Below are 22,000 nucleotides of genomic sequence, written 5' to 3' on the forward strand. Positions count from 1 at the left end.
TACAAGCTGATGATAGGGGCTATGCCTTAACCTTCCAGATCTTGCTCCACTTGTCATTCAGCATATTGCCCAAAACTTTTTTGCCGCCCTGTCCTGCCAGCACGTCGCCATCCGGCTCGACGTACAGCCAGGCGCGGCCGGCCCCGTCGAGCGCTTTGGTTTTCTGGGCTTTGAGCTCCAGGCTCACCGGGTTTAAGCCTGAGTAAGGCACCGGCATGTCCCAGACCAGCGGCAAGCCCATATGATTGGCGTGGTCGGCGGCGGTTTGCAGCTTGTCGCTGAGCGTTTCGTCACTCTCGCTCAACGAAAGGGCGCGCACGCCGCTCTCGGCGATACGGTCGATCAGGCTATTGATCTGCTTGGCGTTCTGCTTGGTCAGCGTCAGGTGGGCGGCGATGAAGATGTCATCATCCAGCACCTTGCGCCAGTAGGCAAAACTGGCCAGTGATTCCCAGGTTTCCTCTTTGCTGGGCTGCAGCACGATCATGGCGTGGTCCAGGCCTGCATCTAATAGGGTCTTCAGGTAACGCGTATCGCCCAGCTTGCGGCCGTCGGTGATCAGGCCGCTCACCAAGCCGTGCTCTTCGGCGCGCTGCAGCAGTTGCGGCAGATCCTCACGCAGGGTGGGTTCGCCGCCGGTGAACAGCACATGCGGGATGCCGATTTCGTAGGCCCTGTCGATGATCTGCGTCCACTCTTCGGTGCTGAGCTCGCGGGTCACGCGCTTGGTGGGCGCCGCATCGCGCGGGGCTCCGGCGGGCAGCTTGTAAGTCAGCGCGCAATCCAGCCGATAGGGCGCGGTCATCGAGTCGGTATAGGGCGCCTGGCGTTCCAGGTTCAGGTAGGTCACCGGGTCCAGGTCGGGCGTCTCGATCAATGTTTGCAGGCTTTGCGCAAAGTTGGCGTAATCGGTGGTTGCCTGTTTTTTGCTGACCCGGTAGCGTTGGCTGATTTTGGCGGCAACTTCATCCGGAGGGGTTAGATGGATGAAGTGATACGCATATTCTGCGGCGGACTGGTTGAGGTGCATCACCGTCGAGGCATTCAATACCAGCAGTCCCTGGCCGTTCGGCTCCACGCGCAGATGCAAGCGGTAGTGGAAGGGATGGCTGGCCGGCGCCGTGTAAGTATAAAAGCCCGGCTCCAGGGGAGCGGCGCGCTCAGTGTCGTTCAAGCCCAGGCGTTCTCGCCAGCCCATCAGCGGCCTCCTCCAGCGCAAGCGCAGGCGCAGCCGGCACAAGCGCAGGCGCAGGAACTGCCACCCCCGCTGAAGCCGCCGCCGCTGCTGCTGGTGCGGCTGGGCGGGGGCGGCGGGTTGGTCACTTTGGTTACGCCGCCGGTAAAGTCGCTCAGGTTGCCCACCACGCCGCCGGCCATGTTCTGCACGCCCTGCACCATGGAGGCAGCGAAATCCGCCCCCGGCAGGGTGGGCAGCGAAACACCGCCGCCCGTGCTCTTGGTTGGCGCACCGGGGCCGCTGCGGCCCCCGCCGCCCGCGCCGGCCGTGCGGAAGGTGGGGTCATAGCTGCCCCACCAGCGCGGCACATACACGGAACGCCCGCCACCGCCGAAGACGTCTTGCGTGCGGCGGTTGTAATCCTTGTCCATCATGGTCCATTCCAGGTTCTCTTCGTACAGTTGGCTCTGGACCTTGGGTGTGTCGGCTGCCTCCACTTGCTTCCAGGCATCCTCAGAAATCTTGCGATAGAAGTCGACGGTCTCACGCTTGCTGAAGCCGCGCATCTTGGTGGCCACGCCCTTGACCAGGCGCACCATCATGTCTTGCAGTTCTTTGCGGCGCTTGGTCTTGTTGCTCTGGGCGAAGGCGCCCAGGAATTCCATCTCGTAATCGCGCAGGCCGGCCTCGGCGGGCAGCGGCGAGGCCACTTTGAGTTCCAGTGGATCACGTTTCTCCACCTCGGCCGCGCCCTTTTTGATCGCCGAGAACAGCATCATGGTCAAGATCTTGTCCATGGGCTGTTCCAGCAGAATAGCCGCTTCTGGGGCGGTTAGGCCGCGCTTGATGCCGTGGCCTTCAATCGAGATCTTGGGTGGCAGGTATTGCATGCGGCGCCGGCGGTCTGCCGCCACTGCCACCCAGATAATGATGCCCATGATCAGGCCGAAGCAGCAGCACACCAGCATGGTGATGACGAAGTCCGGGTCCAGGCCCAGGCGCTGCCAGATGTTGGGTTGCTGGATGGTGCTGGCGGGCACGTAGTGAGTGGGAAAAGACGCGCCGAAGATGTACTCACGCGAGGGACTGGCGCTGGGGTTGCGCCAGGTATAGGTGATGCGGCCCTGGTTATCCCGGCCGGTTACCGGCTCGTCCGGGAACCCCACGTGGCCTTCGGTGTGCCAGCGCGGCTCAGCCGGCTGCACACCGGGGGGCAGGTGGAAGATGACGGTCAGGTCTGTCGTGCCGTAGGTGAATTCACTGCCGAAGTAATTCGGCATAAACAAAGCGCTGGCGTAATCGTCGTCCAGGTTGTCGGTATACAGTACCTGGCGGATGCCGGTCACGCGGGCGCGGAAAGTGCCGCTGCCGCCGGCCGGGATGGGATTGCTAAAGTAGATGGCGGGGCCGGCATCAATGTAAGGAGATTGCGCCTCGATGCGTGATGCCGCCTGGCCGTTCATGGATGCCGTGATGTTGCCGGCAGAATATTGCCGGTTGGGCAGGCCCAGGTCCACCACGTCGATGGGATGCGCCCCTGTGCCGTTTTGGAAAACAACTTCATAGTCAACCGTGACGGTGCCGTCGCTCTCCCAGTACACATCCACCCAGGCGCGTGGCACAGCGAAATAATAGTCCTGGGCCGAGACACTGAACGGCATGGCCAGCATGACCAGCAGGCCGAGCAGCAGCAGGGCAGAACGCCAGGACGGCTTGCGCAGGTTCTGCAAAAACTGTCTTACCATTTGGGTTTCTCTTCGACTTGATAGACAGCCCCACAATAGGGGCATTCGACGTTGAGCGCGCCGCCCACCAGGCGCACGTTTTCACTGCTCAGCGCGCCGCCGCACTGGCGGCACTGGAAGTTCTCCAGATTGACATCGCCGGTGAGCTCTACCTGATAGGTTACCTTGTGTTCTTGGGCAGCGGGTTCTTTGCGGTTCACGTACCAAATGATGCCCAAACCAATTGCGGTGCTGATGGCGCCAACTGCGATCCAACCAATGCCGCCGCCTTGATCACTGAACGCACCCCATATAAATAGCACGCCAAAAAAGACCAAAATGGCGGCGAAAATATTGCCAGCTGTCTTCATTGAGAACTCCTTGTGTCTTCCGTAGTGTAGCCGATTTTTTGGCAAATCTTCGCTATCAGAGTGGCTAGAGGGTTAGAATGGGGCCAATTCATCAGAGGTTTAGGAGCAGGTATGTCGCAGAATACTTATGTGCCGGGGCTGGAGGGCGTGGTAGCCGCCCAGACCCGGATGAGCAAAGTGGATGGTTTGGCGGGGGAATTGGTCATCGGCGGATTCAAATTAGAAACGATTGCCGATAAAGCTAGTTACGAAGAAATGGTCTACCAGTTGTGGTACGGCCAGTTACCAACAGAAATTGACCTGCAGACTTTCACTGCTGAGCTGGCCGCGCTGCGCAGCCTGCCGGCCGCCGCGCTGGATCTATTGCGTTCCATTGCCCACAAAGATCTGGACATGATGGATGCGTTGCGTGTAGCCACAGGCGTGCTGGGCACTGAAACTGATGCGCAGGACAGCGATGAGTGGCTGGCGAAGCGGCTGCTGGCCGCCACACCCACGATTGTGGCCGCCGCCTGGCGCCTGCGCAACGGCCAAGAGCCGCTGTCGCCGGACCCCAAACTGGCGCATGCGGCCAATTATCTGTACATGCTCGAGGGTCAGGCGCCCAGTGCGGCGCGTGCCCGCGGCTTGGAAACCTATTTGAACACCGTCATCGACCATGGCCTCAACGCTTCGACCTTCACAGCACGCGTGATCGCCTCCACCGGCTCGGATTTCGTCTCGGCGATTGTCGGCGCGATTGGCGCGCTGAAAGGCCCGCTGCACGGCGGCGCGCCCGGCCCGGCGCTGGACATGGTTTTCGAGATCGGCGAGGTCAGCCGCGCCGAAGAAGTGCTGCGCAAGAAGCTGGATGCCGGCGAGCGCCTGATGGGCTTCGGCCACCGTGTCTACAAGGTGCGTGACCCGCGTGCCGACGTGTTGGCCAAGGCGGCGCGTGAATTCTATGAAGCCGATGGCGATATGCAGCTGTACCATTTGGTGGAAGAGGTCGAGAAGATCGCCATCCGCGTGTTGGAGGAGCACAAGCCCGGCCGCAACCTGCAAACCAACGTGGAGTTTTACACGGCGCTATTGCTGCACGGCCTGGGCTTCTCCGTGCCCTGCTTTACGCCCACCTTTGCCGTGGGCCGGGTGGGCGGCTGGCTGGCGCACTGCTTCGAGCAGCGCGAGAACGCCCGCATCATCCGCCCGCAATCGGAGTTCATCGGCGATGATAACCGTGCATGGGTTGAGGTTAGCCAGCGCTAGATTTGGCCAGCACTGTGGCGTAAGCTTCCATCAGCAATTCATAGTTCTTGTCAGGCGCGTATCGCTCTTCGTATACGCGCCTGGCTTTTAAGCCCAGTGTGGCCATATGGGCCGGATTCTCCCATGCCCAGCGTACTTTATTTGCCAGGTCTTTGGCATTTCCCGGCTGGACGTGCAAGCCATTAACACCGTCTTGGATCATCTCGGCCATTACCCCGTGGCTGGATGCCAACACGGGCACACCGCAGGCCAGCGCCTCTGCGGCCACAAAACCAAAGGTTTCATAAAACCCCTCAGAAGGCCACACCAAAAAACGGGCGCCTTTGATAAGTTCGATCAGCTCGGCTTCCGAGAGCCGCTCAACCAACTGGATGTTTGGATTGTCGGCGGCGGCCAATTGCACCTGGGGCAGCAGGGGGCCGCTGCCGCGCACGCTCAGCGGGATCTCTGGCAGATGCTCCCAGGCGCGCAGCAACGTGGCGATGCCCTTTTCGGGATCCAGCCGGCCAATGAATAAGGCGTAGTCGCCCTGGCCTGGGCTGCGGATCTGCGGGTCTGGCGAGACAAAATGCGGTTTGATCAGCAACTTGTCCGCGGCCAGTCCGGCTTCAATGAACATGTCTCTATAGAACTGGGTCGCCACAAAAAAGGCGGCGACCCTGCGTTTCCAGGTTTTGAGCAGCTTATGGCTGGTTAGCATGGTCGCTACGGCCGCAGTTTGGCTGCGCGAATCGCGGTAGCACGCGTGAAGAATGCCCGGCCAGGCCAGGGTTTTGTTCATACAATCCTGGCATACCCGCCCCTGGCGGTACAGGCTGGCTGCTGGGCAGATCAGGCGCGGGTTGTCCAGAGATTGCACTACGGGCACGCCTTCGGCTGCACAGGCATAGTAGGCGGCTGGCGAGATCATAAAATGCGTGTTGTGAAAATGGGCCAGTTGTGGTCTCTCTTGCTGCACGATCTCGCGAATTTGTCGGGCAGCCTGGACGGACCAAGTCATGCGCGCTGGGATGCCTGCCTTTGCCAGCAAGCCCATCTGTTGCACTTCTTGATTGCTGCGTTCATAGGTGATGACCTGATGGCCGTGTTGCCGCAGCAAGGCGACTTCACGCTCATAGGCTGTGTCTTCGCCGCCGGGCAACTGGTAATAGTTGTGCACTGCCAGGATCTTCATATTGCTTTGTCCACGGTCTGCAGATCTCTATAGAGGAAGAGGGCGGCCGCCGCAAATGCTAGCGCCTGGCCGATCAGCGCGCCGGCAATGCCGTAGCTCAGGGTTAGCCCTGTGCCCAAGCTAACCGCCAGCAGCGCGGCGATCAAATACCCCTGCATGACTTGCCGCGGGCGCTCCATGGCGCGCAGGCTATTTTCCAACAGTGCGACGACCCCGAACAGCAGTGGCACCGCCCCAGCGAAGAGCAGCAATCGGCTTGCCTGGTGATACTGGTCGACGTATAGCAGTCGAAAGATGGGTTCGTGCAGCCCGGCGAGCAGCAGCCAGTACAACGCGGCCAGGCCAACAAAGCCGCCCAGGAAGCGTTGGGTGGCGTGTAGGACAGGCTGGGAGCCTGACTCGCTATAGGTTTTCGCCAATTGCGGTAATGTGAGCGTAGTGATTGCCATAGTGCTTTGCATGAGGGGCGTCAGTGTATTGCTGATGGCGCGTAACGCAGCTGGCCCTTGCAATCCATCTATGTATGGTAAGAGGAAGAATACGTTGAGCGGCACCCAGATAAGCACCGCGGTCCCCGCTGACCAACGGGCGTAGCCCCACTGGGCCGCCCACAACTCGCTCGGATTCAGTGCGAGTATCGTCTGGTTGGGAATGGGGAAGACTTTTTTCCCGAAGAGCAGGCAGATCAACAGGCTGGAGGCACCCATCCATAAGTAGGCCGCTAAGGGTGTGAGCTGTGCATTTTGCTGGCTGGTCCACAGCCCGGCCAGCAGGCAAAATGCAAAAAGCAAACTAGCCAGGGCGGCTTGCCGGGCCTGGCCTTGCAAGTAAAAGGCGCGGCGCACAAGCCAGGCTGACAGGATCCAAGGCCCGGCAAGGCAAGCCCCCAGCAGAGCTTGGGCCAGTGTTGCCAGGCCTGTGTAGTGCGCCGCCCCCGCAGCTAGGCCCAGCAACGCTGTGGCCAGCAGGCTGAACCCCAAATGGCCTCTGAGCAGAAAGCGCAAATATGCTCCCTGATGAGCACGGAAGCGGCCCGCGGCGAAAATTAGCATCGGGTCGCTGAGTACGGCGGTGTGAACCGCCCCAAAGAACAGGAAAATGGCAAAGCTCAAGGCAAATGCGCCAAATGCCTCTGGCTGCAGCCACCGCGCCAGTAAGATATTGGCAATGAAGTTGGCCCCGGAGAATAGCCACTGATCGGCCAGGCTCCAGGTGCCGCGTTGCAACCAGAGCTGGATTTTTGGGGAAATGGCCGGGAATTTTGCCAAGGATGCCTCTGGGCTGTTTGTACCATGCTTCCGCGGCTTGCAAATTGCAATCCAAGCCTATAATTTCTGTGGGATGCAGCCAAAAGTGAAACTCCTCGGCGTAGCTGTGAACGCCATCGACCTGCCGGGCACCTTGGAGCAGATCGCGGCTGGCCTCGCGGCACGCCGCGGCGGCCTGGTGTTGCTGGCCCCGGCGCACAACCTGATGGCCGCCCGGCGTGAGCCCGCCTTGCGCGCCGTATTCAATGCAGCCGCGCTGGTTGTGCCGGATGGCATGGGCACTGTGTGGTTCTTGCGCGGGCTGGGCGCCCAAGCCGGCCGGGTCTACGGCCCGGACCTGCTGCGGGCCGCCTGCCAACGCGGCTTGGGCGCCGGTTGGCGGCACGCCTTGCTGGGCGGCTCCCCGCGGGTCAGCCAGGCGCTGGTCGCCAGGCTGCAGGCAGACTACCCTGGCCTGCAGATCGTCGCCGCGCTCAGCCCGCCGTTTGGCGAACTGGGGCCTGCGGCTGAGGAGCAACTTCTGGCTGACTTGAATGCGAGCCAGGCGGATATCGTTTGGGTGGCGCTGGGCAGCCCGCGCCAGGAACGCTGGATGGCCGCCGTCCAACCGCGGCTGCAGGCCAGCTGGCTGGTCGGCGTGGGTGCCGCGTTCGACTTCCTGAGCGGCGCCAAACCGCAGGCTCCAGCCTGGATGCAGCAGGCCGGCTTGGAATGGCTCTTCCGCTTGCTCAGCGAACCGCGCCGTCTGTGGCGGCGCTATGCCGAATACCCTTTGTTTGTCTGCTTGGCGCTAGGCCAGAAGCTGGGCCTTTTGCGCTTTGAGGAGCCGGCCTGATGCTGCGCCGCTTTTCGGTCAACTTCGCCTTGTTTTCGATGGCGCTGGATGCACTATTGGTGGCTCTGGCTTTGTTCGCGGCGGAGCAGTTGCGCCCGGCGCTCAGCGGGTTGGGTTTTGCCCAGCCGCTGGCTGAGGGCGATGTGCTTGTGCCCGACCTCTTGTATCTGGCTTTCCCGCTGATCTGGCTGGGCGTGCTGCTCCTCTTTGATTTGTACGATGGCCGCCACAATCTGCGCCTGTTCACCGAACTGAGCAGCCTGACCCTGGCGGGTCTGCTGGCCGGGGTGGCCAGCGCAGGTTTGCTCTATCTTTCGTTTCGCGATGTTTCGCGTCTGCTGTTCGTCGCTTTCGTCTTGCTGGCCTTCGCCAGCCTGCTGCTGTGGCGCCTGGTTTGGCGCGCCCTGCAGCGCTGGCGCGGCTTCCGCGTCGCCGAGCGGCGCGTGCTGGTGGTGGGCGCTGGGGAGCTTGGCCAGCGGGTGCGCGCCCAACTGGCGCAGCACGCTGGGCTGGGCTTGCACTTTATCGGCTACCTGGCCGACTCACAGGCAGAGGAAGTGCTTGGCCGTTTGCAGCAGGCGCGCCAAGTGGTAGACAGCCAGCAGGTCGATGATGTGGTGATCGCTTTGCCTTCCGCCGAATATGAGCAGATTGGCGGCTTGCTGGCCGAGCTGCACGACCAGCCCCTGCGCACCTGGGTGATCCCCGACTATTTCTCGCTGGCGCTACACCGGGCCCAGGTGGAAGACTTTGCCGGCCTGCCCATGCTGGACCTGCGCGCCCCGGCGCTCAATGATTCCCAGCGCCTGTTCAAGCGCGCTTTTGATGTGGCGTTGGTGCTGCTCAGCGCGCCGCTGACTTTGCCGCTGATGGTGTTGTGCGCGTTGGCCGTGCGTTTGCAGGACGGCGGCCCCGCTCTGCTGCACCAGACGCGGGTGGGTGAGAATGGCCGCTTGTTCCGCATGGTCAAATTCCGCAGCATGCGCGTGGACGCCGGCAAGCTGCCCAACGGCGCCCACAAACAGGCCGATGACCCGCGCGTCACACCGGTCGGCCGCTGGCTGCGCCGCACCAGCCTGGACGAGCTGCCGCAGCTATTAAATGTCTTCAAAGGCGAGATGAGCCTGGTAGGGCCGCGGCCGGAACTGCCGGAGCTGGTCGAGAATTACCAACCCTGGCAGCGCAAACGTTTTGCCGTGCCCCAGGGCATGACCGGCTGGTGGCAGGTTAATGGGCGCAGCGACAAACCGATGCACTTGCATACGGAGGAAGATCTGTATTACGTGCAGAACTATTCCGTAGCGCTGGATGTGCTCATCTTGTTGCGCACCTTTTGGGCCGTGCTGGGCGGGCGGGGGGCGTTTTGATGCAGAGCAAGTTGGACTGGACGTTTTTGGGCCGGCAGACCTTTTTGATCCTGGCCGCCGCGCTGGCCCTGGTGGCTGGCGGCGGCTTCGGGGCCTTGGTCGACTTTCGCTTGCAGGTCATGCTCAGCGGGCTGGCTATCGCCGTCTTGGGTGGCTGGCTGCTGTGGCGGCTGCTGCACCGCCAGCGCCTGGCAGCCGGCGGGCTGGAGTGGGCCTGGCTGGCGTTTCTGCTGGCCCAACTGCTGGCGGCCGCATTCTCCGAGGATGTGCGCCGCAGCCTGCCGCATCTGGTCACCTGGTGGACCTATTTCGCGGTGTTCTGCCTGGTACTTGACCTGCTGCGGCGCGGCTGGCCGGCGCGTGATCTGGAACTGGCTTTGTTCGCCGCCCTGGGCTTGGTTTTGCTCTCCGGCAGCCTGGAATGGTGGCAGATGTGGCAGGGTTGGCGCATGCTGGCGGGGCTGCAGTTCGTGCCAGCCTTTGCCCAGCGGGTGAGCAGTTTGCTGGGCGACCCCAATCTTCTGGCGGCATGTATTAACTTGCTGCTGCCTTTGTTGCTCGTGCGCTGGATGCTCTCCGGCCGGTTGTGGCGTGCTTTGCTCAGCCTCTTGATCCTGGTGAGCTTGGGCATGCTCTATCTGACCGATTCGCGCGGCGCCTTGCTCGGTTTTGGCGCTTGTATTTTGGTTCTGGCCGTCCTGTGGGTGTGGCGTGTCTCACCGGCGGCGTATGGCCTGGCGCAGCGCGTTTGGGCTGCGCTGTGGGGGCGTAAATGGCTTCTAGCGGGTCTGGTGCTGTTGCTGGCGCTGGCCGCTGGGCTGTTTGCCTGGCGCATGCTCAGCTTCCAGGGCGATACCACCCACGGCCCGGTGCTGACCTCGCGTGATGTGTATTGGCAGGCGGCGCGCAACGCGCTGGCCTCGGACCCGCTGACCGGCGCCGGGCAGGGTCTCTATCCGACATATTTGATGGGCGTCTGGTCCATGCCGCCCGGGCGGCCGTACTTCCATGCCCACAGCCTGTACTTCCACACCCTGGCAGAGAGCGGCTGGCTGGGTTTGTTGACTTTGGCCGTGCTTGGCTTCAGCTTTGCCCGCCGCGCCTGGAATGCCTGGCAGGGCCAGGAAGAAGCCGGGCGGGCGCGCTGGGCAGCCGCCCTGGCCGGGCTGGCTGGGTTGGCAATCCATTCGATCGTGGACGACTTCTTCGCCTTTGCCTCAGCCGGCTTGGTCAGCATGGCGCTGATGGCCTTTGCGCTGGCTGGTCCCCGCCAGCCGGACCGTCAGCAGCCCAGCTGGCATCCCGCTTGGCTGCTGCTGCCCGGCTTGCTGGCCGCTGGGTTCAGCCTGTACGCCTTGCGAGCGCATGCGTTGGCTGACGTCGCCTGGCAGCTGGGCCGGGAAGGTGACTGGCCGGCTGCCGCGCAGCAAATGGCCGCCGCGGCGGCTACCGACCCGGGGCTGGCGGCCTACTGGCTGCAGGCGGGCTATGCCCAGGCGCAGGCCGGTAATTTTGCGGCCGCCATTGAAAGCTACCGCCAGGGGATCGCCCTTGAGCCGGTGCACGGGCTGAACTACGCCAACCTGGCCGCGATACACTGGGCCGCCGGCGACCCCTCGGCGGCGCTCATCCAGATGCGTATAGCCACACGGCAATCTCTGGAAGCCTGGCAGTTTTGGTTGACCCAGGCTGTATATGAAGAAAGCTTGGGGGAGAAAGAAGCGCTAAGCGCTTACCAGCAGGCGCTGTACTTCAATTCCGACTTGAGGGACAGTCTCTTCTGGCAGGGCAGCGCTTTGCGCCAGCAGGCGCTGGCCGGCTCGGACGCGGTTGCGCCCGGCAACATCCACACCCCGGCCAGGGAGGCCGCTGCGCTGGGCCGGGCAGCTGTAGCGGCCGGTGACCCGGCCGCGGCCGCCGATGCCCTGGGGCTGGCGTTCAGCCTGAATGATCAGGAAGTGCTGGTGTATGTAGGCTTGGCCGAGTTGGCCATGGCCGAAGGCGACCTGGAGATGGCGCAAGGCTACTTGAACGCAGCTTTATGGGTGCAAACCACCCGCAACCAATCCAAGGTAGAGGCCATTCTGCTGGCGGCCGAGATCGCCACCCAACGAGGCGATGCAGAACTGGCCTTGCTGCGCTACGAAGCCGCTTTCGCGTCGATCACAGCCTATGACACCTATGGCTGGGGTTCGTCGAACTGGTCGCCGTACTTCTGGTTTGCTTTTCAGCGCCGCGCCTTTCCGAACGAACTGCTGCCCTGGCTGGAGCGCGCCGATGTCAGCCCGCTGGTCGCCCAACGCTTGCTGGTCTTGGCTGAATTGTATGAAAAGAGTGGGAATGAGATTAAGTCCGCCCAGGTACGCACGGCGTTGGCCGGTTACCTGCCCTAAGATTTGTTAGCCTGTAAATCCAGCCGCCAAATATTGCAGCGGATGGGATTCCCTTTGGGGTATTCGTAGTCGCTAACGCCTTCAAGCGTAAAACCGGCCTTCCGGCAGATGGCATTTGACGCCAGGTTTTCCACTGTTGGGAAGGCATACACAGAACGGCGGCGCCCATCGGCTCGCAGCAGGTCTATCACCGCCAGGGTGGCCCTGGTCGCCAGACCTTGTTGCTGAAAGGCAGGCAAGACAGACCAGCCAGTCTCCCAGGCCGCTTCTCCCTGATGCTCATGTTCCCAATAGCCTATGGTGCCGGCCGCTGCGCGTTGCGCTCCAGCCAGGATGACGAACATGCGCTCCCACTCGGAATTTCTGAGAGCCAGATAGCGCTCGTGCCGTTGCTGGAGCTTCTCAGCGCTTTCCGGGCCGCCCAGGAACCGGGTCATTTCCGGGTCGCCCAAGGTTGCCTGCAGCAGTTCAAAGTCGCCTTCCCCATAAGGCCGCAGGGCAATTTGGGGTTCAGGAGTCATCCGCTCATTTCTCGTGCCGCCTGGCCGGCGGCCAGCCATCCGGGCAAACCGGTCAGGCCACCGCCGGGGTGGCCACCGGCACCGCACACATACAAGCCTTCAATCGGGGAGCGGTAGCCAATAAAGCCGGGGGTGGGGCGCATCAGCAACAGTTGGTCCAGACCCATTTGGCCGTGCATTTCACTGCCCTCAGTCAATCCATAAGTGCGTTCGTAGTCCAGCGGGGTGATCACCGCCTGCTGCGTGATCTGCGCTTTGAGGTTCGGGGCATGCTGCGCCAGTGTCTCTACCGCCAGGTCGCCCAGTCGCCCGCCTTCGGACTCCCAATCCCCCTGGGCCAGCTTGTAGGGCGCGTAACGCACCAAGACGGACAGCGTATGCTGCCCGCTGGGCGCCAGGCTGGGGTCCAGCAGGCTGGGGATGCGCGCTTCCAGTACGGGCCGCCCGGCACTGCGGCCATGTTTGGCGTCGTCGTAGGCCTGCTCGGCATAGTCCAGGCTGGGCGAGATGACGATGGCGCCTTTGAGGCGGTTGGCATCGCCGGCCGCCGCCGGAAAGTCTGGCAGCCCGCTAAGCGCCAGGTGCACGCTGGCTGTGCTGCCGCGCAGTTTGAGGCTGCGCAGCCTGCGGCTAAAGCGCGGCGTCAGCTGCGGGCCGCCCACCAGGCCCAGGAAGGTGCGCCGCGGGTCGGCGCTGGAGAGCACGATCTTGGCGCGGATCTCCTCGCCATCGCCCAGGCGTACGCCCACCGCGCGGCCATCCTCGCACAGGATGGTCGCTACCGGGGCACTGGTGCGCAGCTCGGCGCCGTGCGCCTGAGCGGTCGCGGCCAGCGCGGCGCTCAGGCGGCCCACGCCGCCGCGCGGCAGCAGGCTGCTGCGGTAGCCGCTGTTGGCTTGACCCATCTGCTGGTACAGCATCATAAAAGCCGTTCCGGAGGCGCGCGGGCCTTGCATCAACCCGATCGTGCTGGGGTAGGCCAGCAAACCTTTAAGGGCCTCAGTCTCAAAATGTTCGTTGAGGTATTGCGCGGCGCTCATCGGCAGCACGCGCAAGAATTCCATCATGTCACGCCCGCCCAGCCCGCGTAGGCTTAGGGCCAGCCGGCCCCAGCCCGCCAGGACCTTAAGGCTGTTGGCTTTGAGGGCGAAGGGCTGCAGAGCGGCCATCTTGCCCAGCACCGCCGCAAAGCGCTGGGTGCGCTGATAAAAGGGCAGGAAGGCACGGGCGTCATCAGCCGAGAAGGCTGCGATTTCCATGGCGCTGCGCTCTGCGTCACGCCACAGGGTCAGGCCGCGGCCATCCGCCAGCGGGGCGAAGGCCGCCACATCATTTTCAATGAATTCCAAACCATGCTTGTGCAGGCCCAACTCGCCGGCCAGCCCTGGGTGAAACAAGCCGGCGTCCGGCGCGCCGGTGTTGAAGTGAAAGCCGGGGAAAAGCTCCTCGGTGGCCGCCGCGCCGCCCAGACTGGGACGGGCCTCCAGCAGCAACACTCGCCGGCCGGTTTTGGCTAGCCAAGCCGCCGCGCTCAAGCCGTTGTGGCCGCCGCCAATCACGATCACGTCTACGCTGCGGCTCATTTGTGCAAGTCCTTGAGGATCTCGAAGGCCGCCAGTTGGCCCGGCGCGCCGGAGATGCCGCCGCCGGGGTGCGTGGCTGAGCCGCACTGGTAGTAGCCCTGGATGGGTGTGCGGTACTGGGCGTACCCAGGCGCCGGGCGCAAGAAGAGCAGTTGCGACAGGCTCAGCTCACCCTGAAAGATGTTGCCGCCGGTCATGCCGATCGTGCGCTCGATATCCCAGGGGCTGAGCACCTGGCGATGCAGGATCAGTTGTTTGAGGTTGGGAATGTACTCGGAAAGGGTGTCGACCACTGCATCGCCAAAGGCTTCACGCTGGTCGTCCCAAGTGCCTTCGGCCAGGTCGTAAGGGGCGTATTGCACGAAGCAGGACATGACGTGCTTGCCCGGAGGGGCCATACCCGGGTCGATCATCGAAGGCAGAATGATGTCAATATACGGCCGGCGTGAAAAACGCCCATATTTGGCGTCGTCGTAGGCACGCTCAATGTAATCGACGCTGGGGCTGATCGAGATGGCGCCGCGCAGGTGCGGGCCGTTGCCGGGCAGGCAGCTTAGGTCGGGTACACCATCCAGCGCCAGGTTGACCTTGCCGGAGGAGCCATAGGTGTCGAAATTGCGCACTGCCGTGACCAGGTCGCCCGGCAGCTGTTCGGGGTCGACCAGCTTGAGGAAGGTCAGCTTGGGATCCAGGCTGGAGACCACCAAGCCGGCTTCGATCTCTTCGCCGCTTTGCAGGACTACGCCTGTGGCGCGGCCGTTGCGGTTGAGCACCGCCGCCACTGGGGCGTCGGTGCGGATCTCGGCGCCCAGGCTGCGGGCCGAGGAGGCCAGCGCCTCGGCCACGCCCCCGGTGCCGCCTTTCTGGAAGCCCCAGGCGCGGAACACGCCGTCGATCTCGCCCATGTAGTGGTGCAGCAGCACATAGGCGCTGCCCGGCGAGCGCGGCCCCAAAAAGGTGCCAATGATGCCGCTGGCCGAGAGCGTGGCGATCAGCGGGTCGGTCTCGAACCACTCTTCGAGGAAATCGGCCGAACTCATCGTCATCAGTTTGGCCAGCGTGTAGATGTTCTCCTCGCCCAGGCCGAGGAAATGCTGGCCCAGCTTGAGCAGAGCCAGCAGCTCACGCGGGTGAAATGAGGTCGGGTCTGGCGGGCGGATGCCCAGAATGTATTTGACTGCCTTGGCCATTTGGTACATGGCCTGGCCGTATTCGCGATAGGCCTCGGCATCGCGCGGCGAGAACTGCGAAATATTGCGGAAGGTCTCGTGCGAGTCCGGCCCACGATAGATATAGCGGCCATCCGGCAGGGGCGTGATGGTGCTCTCCAACGGCAGGATGGTCAGGCCGTGCTTGGGCAGCTGCAGGTCGCGGATGATCTCCGGGCGCAGCAGGCTGACCACGTAGGAGAACACACTGTATTTAAAGCCGGGGTAGATCTCTTCGCTGACGGTGGCGCCGCCCAACAGCGGGCGCTGCTCCAGCAGCAGCACGCTCAGGCCGGCGCGAGCCAGGTAGGCTGCGGTGGTCAGACCGTTGTGTCCGCCGCCAATGATGATGGCGTCGTAGCGCTTAGCCATCGGCAACTGCCTTTTTCTGGGGCGGGTTGTAGAAGGGCGGCTTGACCACCTGGGCGCCTGCCTGGCGGCGTACATACTCCACGGTGATCTCAATATCCAGCGTCGTGCCCGGTTGGGCATAGGCGCTGTCCACCGTGGCCAACGCAATGTAGGTCTTGAGGATTGGGCTGAAGACCAGGCTGGTGGCCTGGCCGACATGCTTGCCACTGGCATAAACCGGCACCGGGATGCGTGAGGAACGTCCGGCGACCTGCGGCGGCAGACCCACTTTGCCGAACTCTCGCTCCATTGCGGGCCAGCTTACCTTCAGCCCCACCAACTGTTTGGCGGGCTGCTTGTGCGCCCGCAGGGCGCGCTGGCCGATGAAGTCAGCTTTGCCTTCGGTCACGGCCCAGCCCAGGCCGATCTCGTAGGGCGTGGACTTTTGGGCTGGGATGTGGGCATGCAAGCTGGAGGTATAGTCCACCTCGATCAGGATCAGCCCAGCCTCAATGCGCAGCATATCCAGCGCCGCCAGGCCCAGCGGGTGCAGTCCATAACGGCTCCCGACTTCCATCAGGCGGTCCCACAGTTTGGGGGTCAGCTCAGCCGGCAGCCACAGCTCGTAGCCCAGGTCGCCAGTGTAGCCGGTGCGCGTGATCGTCAGAGGCTTGCCTTCAAACTCGGTTTGCAGCAGCCAGTAATAACGCAAGCCGTTCAGCGGCAGGTCGGGGAAGATCTCTTGGAGGAGCGCCCGGCTGTTCGGTCCTTGCAGCGCCAGAGCGGCCAATTCGGTGGACACGTCGCGCAATTCCACGTCCAGGCCGTAGCCCACGTCTTGCAGCCAGCGCAGGCTGGGGTCGGCGGCGGTCAGCCGGTAATGGTCCTTGCCCAGGCGGCCTAAGGTGCCGTCGTCGATCACGTAGCCGTCTTCATCGCACCAGGGCGAATACAGCATCTGGCCGATCTTGCATTTGCTCACGTCCCGGGTCAGCAAACGGTTTGCCAGGCGGGCTGCATCAGGCCCGCGCAGTTCATATTTGTACAGTGGGGAGGCGTCCAGCAGGCCGGCGGCGTTGCGCACGGCGAAGTATTCCACTTCGTGGCTGGTCTGGTAGGTCCCGGCGGCCAGGTAGCCGGACCAGTCACGCCATTCGTGTGTGTGGCACAGTGCGGCCGTGCGTGAGTGTAGTGGACTGGGGATGGGCATAGACTGCCGCCCATCATAAATCAGGATGCGAAATTGCGGGCGATTAAAAAAACAAAAACCCCAGCCTTTGCTGGGGTTATGCTTTCATCAGCGGTCCCGACGGGATTTGAACCCGCGATCTCTGCCTTGACAGGGCAGCGTGTTAAACCGCTACACTACGGGACCAACGGCACGAGAGTCTACCATACGGGAATATCATGGTCAAGCAAAGCAATTGATTCAAATATCGTTATACTAGCCAGAACGATGGAAATTGCCAATCTGCTTGAAGCGCTGCCCGCTCGTTACACGCCTGCAGACCAGGATTTGCTGCAGCGCGCTTATCGCTTTGCGGCGCAAGCGCACGAAGGGCAGATGCGTCTTTCGGGCGAGCCCTACGTCAATCATTGTTTGGCGGTCGCCATCATTCTTGCCGAACTACACGTCCCGCCGGTGGTCATCGCCGCGGGACTTTTGCATGATACGGTGGAAGATACCGACGTCACGCTCGATAATCTGCGCAAGGAATTTGGCGAGGAGATCGCCAAACTGGTCGACGGCGTCACCAAGCTTAGCCACTTGCCGCGTGTCTCGCGGGTAGGCGCCGGCGCCAATGGCGCCGAAGACCGCAGCCGCGGGGCTGACCTGGCTTCGGAAACCTTGCGCAAGACCTTCCTGGCCATGGGCGAAGATGTGCGCGTGGTGCTGATTAAGCTGGCCGACCGCTTGCACAACATGCGCACCCTGGGCCACATGCCCGAGGAGAAGCGCCGCCGGATTGCCCGGCAGACATTGGATATTTTCGCCCCGCTGGCCAATCGTTTGGGCATCTGGCAGCTCAAGTGGGAGCTGGAGGACCTGGCCTTCCGCCATTCTGACCCAGAGACCTACAAACAGATTGCTGCCAGCCTGGCTGATCGCCGTTCTTCTCGCGAAAAACAACTGGACAGCATTGTCGATCGTCTGAAAGAAATGGTGGCGCAGGAAGGCATCAAGGCGGAAGTCAGCGGCCGCCCCAAGCACTTGTATTCGATCTACAACAAGATGCGCCGCAAGGCAGTTGGCATCGAAAATTTGATGGACCTGCGCGCCGTGCGCATCATCGTGCCAGATGTGCCCTCCTGCTACCAGATCCTGGGCCTGATCCACACGCACTGGCGCCCGGTGCCGGGCGAATTTGACGACTACATCGCCGCGCCGAAGGACAATTTCTACCAGTCGCTGCACACCGCCGTAATTTATGACGACGGCCGCCCGCTGGAAGTGCAGATCCGTACGCCGGAAATGCACGAGCAGGCGGAGTACGGCATTGCCGCACACTGGCGCTACAAAGAAGGCCGCCCGCAGGACCAGGAATACGAACGCCGCGTGGTTTGGCTGCGCCAGCTGATGGACTGGATGCAGGATGTGGACGACGCCAGTCAGTTTGTGGACACCATGAAGACGGATGTCTTCAGCGACCGCGTATATGCTTTCACCCCGCGCGGCGACATTATTGACCTGCCGGCCGGCGCCACGCCGATCGACTTTGCCTATCATGTGCACACCGATGTAGGCCACCGCTGCCGGGGCGCCAAGATCAACGGCAAGCTGGTGGCGCTGGATTGTCAGCTCAAGACCGGCGATCAGGTGGAGATCCTGACCACCAAGCGCGGCGGCCCCAGCCGGGACTGGCTCAACGCCAACCTGCGCCTGTTGAACACTGAGCGCGCCCGTGCCAAGGTGCGCCATTGGTTCAAACGCCAGGCTCAGGAGCAGAACGTGGCCAATGGCCGCTCGCATTTTGAGCGTGAATTACGCCGCCTGGGCATTGTCGAGCCGGACTTGGAAGACTTGGCCAAAGAGGCCGGCTTCCGCCATGCGGTGGACATGTTCGAAGCCCTCGGCACGGGCGACATCTCCATGGGCCGGCTGATCAACCGGCTCAACCTGGAGCGCGAAGACAGGACGCCGGAACTGGTGCCCGCCGCCAGCAGCATCCCGCAGGTGGGCGGCGATGCGGTCAATGTGCTGGGCCTCAAAGGCTTGCTGACCCAGTTCGGCAAGTGCTGCAAACCGGTGCCGGGCGACGAGATCGTGGGCTACATCACCCGCGGCCGGGGCGCCACCATTCACCGCCGGGATTGCCCCAATATGCTGCGTATTCGAGACCGCGAGCGGCTGGTCCAGGTGTCCTGGGGCGAGCCCAAGTCCACCTATCCCGTGGCCGTGCGCATTTTTGCCTACGACCGTGACGGGTTGATGCGCGATGTTTCCACGGTGATCGCTGATGAAGGCATCAGCATGAGCCAGGTCAAGGTCGAAGTCAGCCAGCGCAATGAAGCCACCTTTGACCTGATCCTCAATGTGGACAATATCAGCCAACTCAGTCGCGTGCTCTCCCGGGTGGAGGCCCTGCCCAACATCATGGAAGCCCGCCGGGTGCGCCCTGGATGAACCACAGCGATTTGCTTAGTGTGGCGGAGGCGCGCCGGCGTTTGCTGGCGGCCCTGCCGGTGAGCCCGGCGGAGGAGATTGCTTTAGCCCATGCGGCGGGCCGGGTATTGGCTGCACCGCTTGTCGCCCCGTTCCCTTCTCCGCGCTTTGATAACTCCAGCATGGACGGCTTCGCCGTGCGCGCCGTGGATGTGGCCGGCGCTTCGGCTGAGGCGCCCGTGCAGTTGCAGGTTATCGGCGACCAGCCCGCAGGCGCAGACTTCCCGAAGCAGGTCGTCGCCGGCCAAACTGTGCGCATCATGACCGGCGCGGCCCTGCCGGCTGGGGCGGACGCCGTGGTGCCGGTGGAGCAGACTGACGTCCCCGGCGGGCGCGCCGGCCTGGCCCTGCCCGCCAGCGTGCAGGTACAGGCGGCGGTGGCCGCTGGCGACTACGTGCGCCCTGCCGGCGAAGACTTTGCGGCGGGCGCCGAACTGCTGCCCGCCGGCCACCGCCTGCGGGCGCAAGACGCCGCCTTGCTGGCCATGCTGGGACAGGCCAGGCTGGCCGTGCACCGCCGCCCGCGCGTGGCCTTGTTCTCTTCTGGTGACGAACTGCTGGCTCCCGGCCAGCCGTTGGACCCCGGCAAGATCTATGAAACCAATTCGTTCCAGCTCTCCGCGCTGATCGAGAGCTGTGGCGCCGAAGTGGTCTGGCTGGGTGTGGCGCGCGACGAGCGGACGGACGTGCAGGCCCACCTGGAGCATGCCCTGGAGCAGGACGCCGACCTGATCTTGACTTCGGCAGGCGTCAGCGTGGGCGCCTTTGACTTTTTGCGCGAGGCGGTATTGCAGCGCGGTCATCTGGACTTCTGGAAAGTGAATATGCGCCCCGGCAAGCCCTTCACCTTTGGGGATTATGCCAGCGTTCCCTATATCGGTCTGCCGGGCAACCCGGCTTCGGCCTTCGCCTGTTTTGAGGTTTTCGTGCGCCCGGCCCTGGAGCATATGGCTGGCGTGCCCGCCTGGCAGCGCCGCGTGCTGCACGCTGAGATGGGCCAGGACGTCAGCTCAGACGGCCGCGAATCCTACCTACGCGTGAAGATTAAGCCTGAAGGAGAGACGGTGCGCATATTATTGACAGGCCATCAGGGTTCAGGTAATCTTTACTCGCTCGTCCAGGCAGAAGGCCTGATGATTGTCCCGGCGGGCATCAAAGAAATTTCTGCAGGCTCTCAAGTGGAAGTATGGCCTTTATAGGCGCGGAGGCAGGTTGCTTAGAAAAGCATTGTTAGGTCTGGCTGTCATAGGGTTGATCGATTCGCTCTACTTGACCTACGTCAAGGTTTTTTCGGACGGCGTGTGTGTGGCTGGCGACCAATGCGAGATCGTCAACAGCAGCCTGTATTCCAACCTGTGGGGGATTCCCATTGCGGTTTTGGGCGCCAGCGCCTATTTGCTGTTGATCGCCATCCTGCTGTTGGAAGCGCGCCACGCGTTCTTTGAAGAAAATGGGCCAGTGCTCATTTTGGGCATCACCTTCTTTGGTGTGCTGTATTCCGCTTACCTGACCTACCTGGAATTGTTCGTCATCCACGCCATTTGCCCGTTCTGCGTGCTTTCTGCAGTGGTCTTGCTGATCATGTTTGTTCTGGCCCTCATTCGTTTTCAAAAGACCATGCAGCTCTCTGCTTAGGAGTCTTCGTGCCACGCATTCGTTGTCACTATGCTGACTGTGTCTTTTTAGACGAGGGCTATTGCGCCGCAGCCGCCATTGAGCTGGATCCGGAAGAAGGCTGCCTGACCTACTCACCTTCGGGTGATGGCGGGGCGGAAGCCTGGGGAGGCGATGATGCCGACCTGGAAGAGGATTGGGGCGAAGCGGGTTTCGGCCCGGCGGGCGAAGATGATGATGAGGATGACTGGGACGCGGAAGATGACGACGACTTCAGCGATGAAGACTGAGCGCTAAGCGTTACATGCAACGGGCGGCCTGATGGCCGCCCGTTTTTTGATCCTGGCCGGTTGCGCTCCTCCTGTATAATCTGCACATGAGCGCAAAGAGTGACTCGCGGCTGAAAAAGGCTTTGGACTATGTGCGCAGTCACGATGCCGCTCGCGCTCGTCCTCTGCTGGTCAAGATCCTGCAGGCCGAGCCCAAGAACGCCACAGCCTGGTATTTGCTCAGTCACGTGCTGGACGATCCGGAGCGCCAACAGTACGCGCTCTTGCAGGCCTTGCAAGCCGATCCGGATTTTGAGCGCGCCCGGACGCGCTTGAAAGAGTTACGCAGCGCCAGCATGCTGCCCAAGGCCCGCGTCGGCGCCGAAGAGGTTGCCGCCCTGAGTTTCGAGCCGGGACAGCCGGAGCTTTCCGCGGACGATGAGCTGCGCGCCAGTGTGGCGCCTTTCATTGCTGGGCCGGATGAGATGGACGGCCCGGTCACTCAGACCGACGGCCGGCCGGCCTGGCTAAAGCTGGTGCTGGGCCTGCTGCTGGTCGCTCTGCTGGGCTCCATCTTATTGCTGGGCTGGCGTTATGTGGGCAGCGAATTGCTGCAGCCAGGCGCCTCGCCTACGCCGGTGGCCTCCCGCACCCTGGTGCCAACCTGGACCCCGACCCCCGCGCCCTAGAGCTTGATTTCGATCGCTACCGGCAGTGCCGTGGCCGCCCAGCGGTTCAACGGTCGGCCTGCGCGCCAGTTGTAGTACTTGGCGGCCAGCAGCTGCCGGGCGGTTTGTTCCTCGCTCGCATCGCTCACGATGCGGGCCGTGGCCTCAAAATGTCGTTTGCCGATCTCAAGGCCCACGGCAGGCTGAGCCGTAAGGTTACGCACCCAGTCCGACTGCTCGCCGCCGCCGGACATCAGGTAGGCGGTGGAGCCCTGTAAGCTGAACCAGATCTCAATGCGGTGCGGGCTGCCGCTCACCCGGCCGCGAGTGGTCAGGTAGGCGAATTCTTCGCCGGCCAGGGCGGCCAGTTCGTTTGTCATGCGGACATAATACCCTTGAATTTATCCGCTGACTGCTTTGAGCAATTGCACTCGGAGTCTGGGTCTGAAACTTAAGAAAAGACCCCCGATTTCCGGGGGATCTAGTGGCGAGAGTGAGATTTGAACTCACGACCAAGGGCTTATGAGTCCCCTGCTCTACCACTGAGCTACCTCGCCATTTAGGG

The 22,000-nt window shown here is 62.7% G+C and carries 19 protein-coding genes and 2 tRNA genes; 9 read left to right on the forward strand and 12 right to left on the reverse strand.

Features of this window, described 5'->3' with window-relative positions:
* Positions 1-19: 19 nt before the first annotated feature.
* The 3 genes from KF885_09190 to KF885_09200 are packed head-to-tail and all read right to left on the reverse strand — an operon-like array spanning position 20 to position 3,272.
* Positions 20-1,198: a radical SAM protein gene (locus KF885_09190; GenBank protein MBX3049333.1), complete on the reverse strand. Its 1,179-nt coding sequence runs from the start codon at positions 1,196-1,198 to the stop codon at positions 20-22.
* On the reverse strand, positions 1,198-2,922 hold the full coding sequence (locus tag KF885_09195) for a hypothetical protein (GenBank protein ID MBX3049334.1): 1,725 nt from the start codon (positions 2,920-2,922) through the stop codon (positions 1,198-1,200). Before KF885_09195 ends, KF885_09190 begins: the two co-directional genes overlap by 1 nt.
* Positions 2,916-3,272: a hypothetical protein gene (locus KF885_09200; protein MBX3049335.1), complete on the reverse strand. Its 357-nt coding sequence runs from the start codon at positions 3,270-3,272 to the stop codon at positions 2,916-2,918. Before KF885_09200 ends, KF885_09195 begins: the two co-directional genes overlap by 7 nt.
* Before the next feature lie 111 nt (positions 3,273-3,383).
* Between KF885_09200 and KF885_09205 the strand changes: the two genes are divergently transcribed.
* The gene (locus KF885_09205) at positions 3,384-4,520 is read left to right on the forward strand and encodes a citrate synthase/methylcitrate synthase (protein MBX3049336.1); all 1,137 of its coding nucleotides are present in this window, start codon (positions 3,384-3,386) and stop codon (positions 4,518-4,520) included.
* Here the strand turns inward: KF885_09205 and KF885_09210 are convergent.
* Positions 4,507-5,694, reverse strand: coding sequence for a glycosyltransferase family 4 protein (locus tag KF885_09210; GenBank protein MBX3049337.1), 1,188 nt, complete (start codon positions 5,692-5,694; stop codon positions 4,507-4,509). The genes KF885_09205 and KF885_09210 overlap by 14 nt on opposite strands.
* Positions 5,691-6,962: a hypothetical protein gene (locus KF885_09215; GenBank protein MBX3049338.1), complete on the reverse strand. Its 1,272-nt coding sequence runs from the start codon at positions 6,960-6,962 to the stop codon at positions 5,691-5,693. Before KF885_09215 ends, KF885_09210 begins: the two co-directional genes overlap by 4 nt.
* A 73-nt stretch (positions 6,963-7,035) precedes the next feature.
* Between KF885_09215 and KF885_09220 the strand changes: the two genes are divergently transcribed.
* Genes KF885_09220 through KF885_09230 form a run of 3 tightly spaced genes read left to right on the forward strand, consistent with a single transcriptional unit; the run spans position 7,036 to position 11,557 of the window.
* Entirely contained in the window at positions 7,036-7,797 is a 762-nt protein-coding gene (locus tag KF885_09220; protein MBX3049339.1) for a WecB/TagA/CpsF family glycosyltransferase, read from the forward strand.
* Positions 7,797-9,164, forward strand: a complete 1,368-nt coding sequence (locus KF885_09225) for a sugar transferase (GenBank protein ID MBX3049340.1) — start codon at positions 7,797-7,799, stop codon at positions 9,162-9,164. The genes KF885_09220 and KF885_09225 overlap by 1 nt, the downstream gene beginning before the upstream one ends.
* Positions 9,164-11,557, forward strand: a complete 2,394-nt coding sequence (locus KF885_09230; GenBank protein ID MBX3049341.1) for an O-antigen ligase family protein — start codon at positions 9,164-9,166, stop codon at positions 11,555-11,557. The genes KF885_09225 and KF885_09230 overlap by 1 nt, the downstream gene beginning before the upstream one ends.
* Here the strand turns inward: KF885_09230 and KF885_09235 are convergent.
* The 5 genes from KF885_09235 to KF885_09255 form a co-directional block, all read right to left on the reverse strand.
* Positions 11,554-12,078, reverse strand: a complete 525-nt coding sequence (locus KF885_09235) for a GNAT family N-acetyltransferase (GenBank protein ID MBX3049342.1) — start codon at positions 12,076-12,078, stop codon at positions 11,554-11,556. The two genes, KF885_09230 and KF885_09235, sit on opposite strands and share 4 nt — an antisense overlap.
* On the reverse strand, positions 12,075-13,661 hold the full coding sequence (locus KF885_09240; protein ID MBX3049343.1) for an NAD(P)/FAD-dependent oxidoreductase: 1,587 nt from the start codon (positions 13,659-13,661) through the stop codon (positions 12,075-12,077). The genes KF885_09235 and KF885_09240 overlap by 4 nt, the downstream gene beginning before the upstream one ends.
* Positions 13,658-15,241, reverse strand: a complete 1,584-nt coding sequence (locus tag KF885_09245) for an NAD(P)/FAD-dependent oxidoreductase (GenBank protein MBX3049344.1) — start codon at positions 15,239-15,241, stop codon at positions 13,658-13,660. Before KF885_09245 ends, KF885_09240 begins: the two co-directional genes overlap by 4 nt.
* Positions 15,234-16,430, reverse strand: coding sequence for an aminomethyltransferase family protein (locus KF885_09250; protein ID MBX3049345.1), 1,197 nt, complete (start codon positions 16,428-16,430; stop codon positions 15,234-15,236). The genes KF885_09245 and KF885_09250 overlap by 8 nt, the downstream gene beginning before the upstream one ends.
* Before the next feature lie 91 nt (positions 16,431-16,521).
* Positions 16,522-16,595, reverse strand: a tRNA-Asp gene (locus KF885_09255).
* A gap of 81 nt (positions 16,596-16,676) precedes the next feature.
* Here KF885_09255 and KF885_09260 point away from each other — a divergent pair.
* The 5 genes from KF885_09260 to KF885_09280 all read left to right on the forward strand — a co-directional run bounded on the left by KF885_09260 (position 16,677) and on the right by KF885_09280 (position 21,456).
* Positions 16,677-18,845 (forward strand): bifunctional (p)ppGpp synthetase/guanosine-3',5'-bis(diphosphate) 3'-pyrophosphohydrolase, encoded by a 2,169-nt coding sequence (locus KF885_09260; GenBank protein MBX3049346.1) that lies wholly within the window; start codon positions 16,677-16,679, stop codon positions 18,843-18,845.
* A complete protein-coding gene (locus KF885_09265; protein MBX3049347.1) occupies positions 18,842-20,083 on the forward strand; it encodes a molybdopterin molybdotransferase MoeA in 1,242 nt (413 codons plus the stop codon). Before KF885_09260 ends, KF885_09265 begins: the two co-directional genes overlap by 4 nt.
* Positions 20,084-20,135: 52 nt before the next feature.
* Positions 20,136-20,519 carry a vitamin K epoxide reductase family protein gene (locus KF885_09270; GenBank protein MBX3049348.1) on the forward strand — a complete coding sequence of 128 codons (384 nt, stop codon included), beginning with the start codon at positions 20,136-20,138 and terminating at the stop codon, positions 20,517-20,519.
* Between the two features lie 8 nt (positions 20,520-20,527).
* A complete protein-coding gene (locus KF885_09275) occupies positions 20,528-20,788 on the forward strand; it encodes a hypothetical protein (GenBank protein MBX3049349.1) in 261 nt (86 codons plus the stop codon).
* A gap of 86 nt (positions 20,789-20,874) precedes the next feature.
* Positions 20,875-21,456 (forward strand): hypothetical protein, encoded by a 582-nt coding sequence (locus KF885_09280; GenBank protein ID MBX3049350.1) that lies wholly within the window; start codon positions 20,875-20,877, stop codon positions 21,454-21,456.
* Here KF885_09280 and KF885_09285 read toward each other — a convergent pair.
* Both KF885_09285 and KF885_09290 read right to left on the reverse strand, forming a co-directional pair.
* Positions 21,453-21,815, reverse strand: a complete 363-nt coding sequence (locus tag KF885_09285; GenBank protein MBX3049351.1) for a nitroreductase family deazaflavin-dependent oxidoreductase — start codon at positions 21,813-21,815, stop codon at positions 21,453-21,455. The genes KF885_09280 and KF885_09285 overlap by 4 nt on opposite strands.
* A 105-nt stretch (positions 21,816-21,920) precedes the next feature.
* A tRNA-Met gene (locus KF885_09290) sits at positions 21,921-21,992 on the reverse strand.
* Positions 21,993-22,000: the final 8 nt, after the last annotated feature.

The sequence above is a fragment of the Anaerolineales bacterium genome (assembly GCA_019637805.1).
Lineage (GTDB): Bacteria > Chloroflexota > Anaerolineae > Anaerolineales > UBA11579 > JAMCZK01.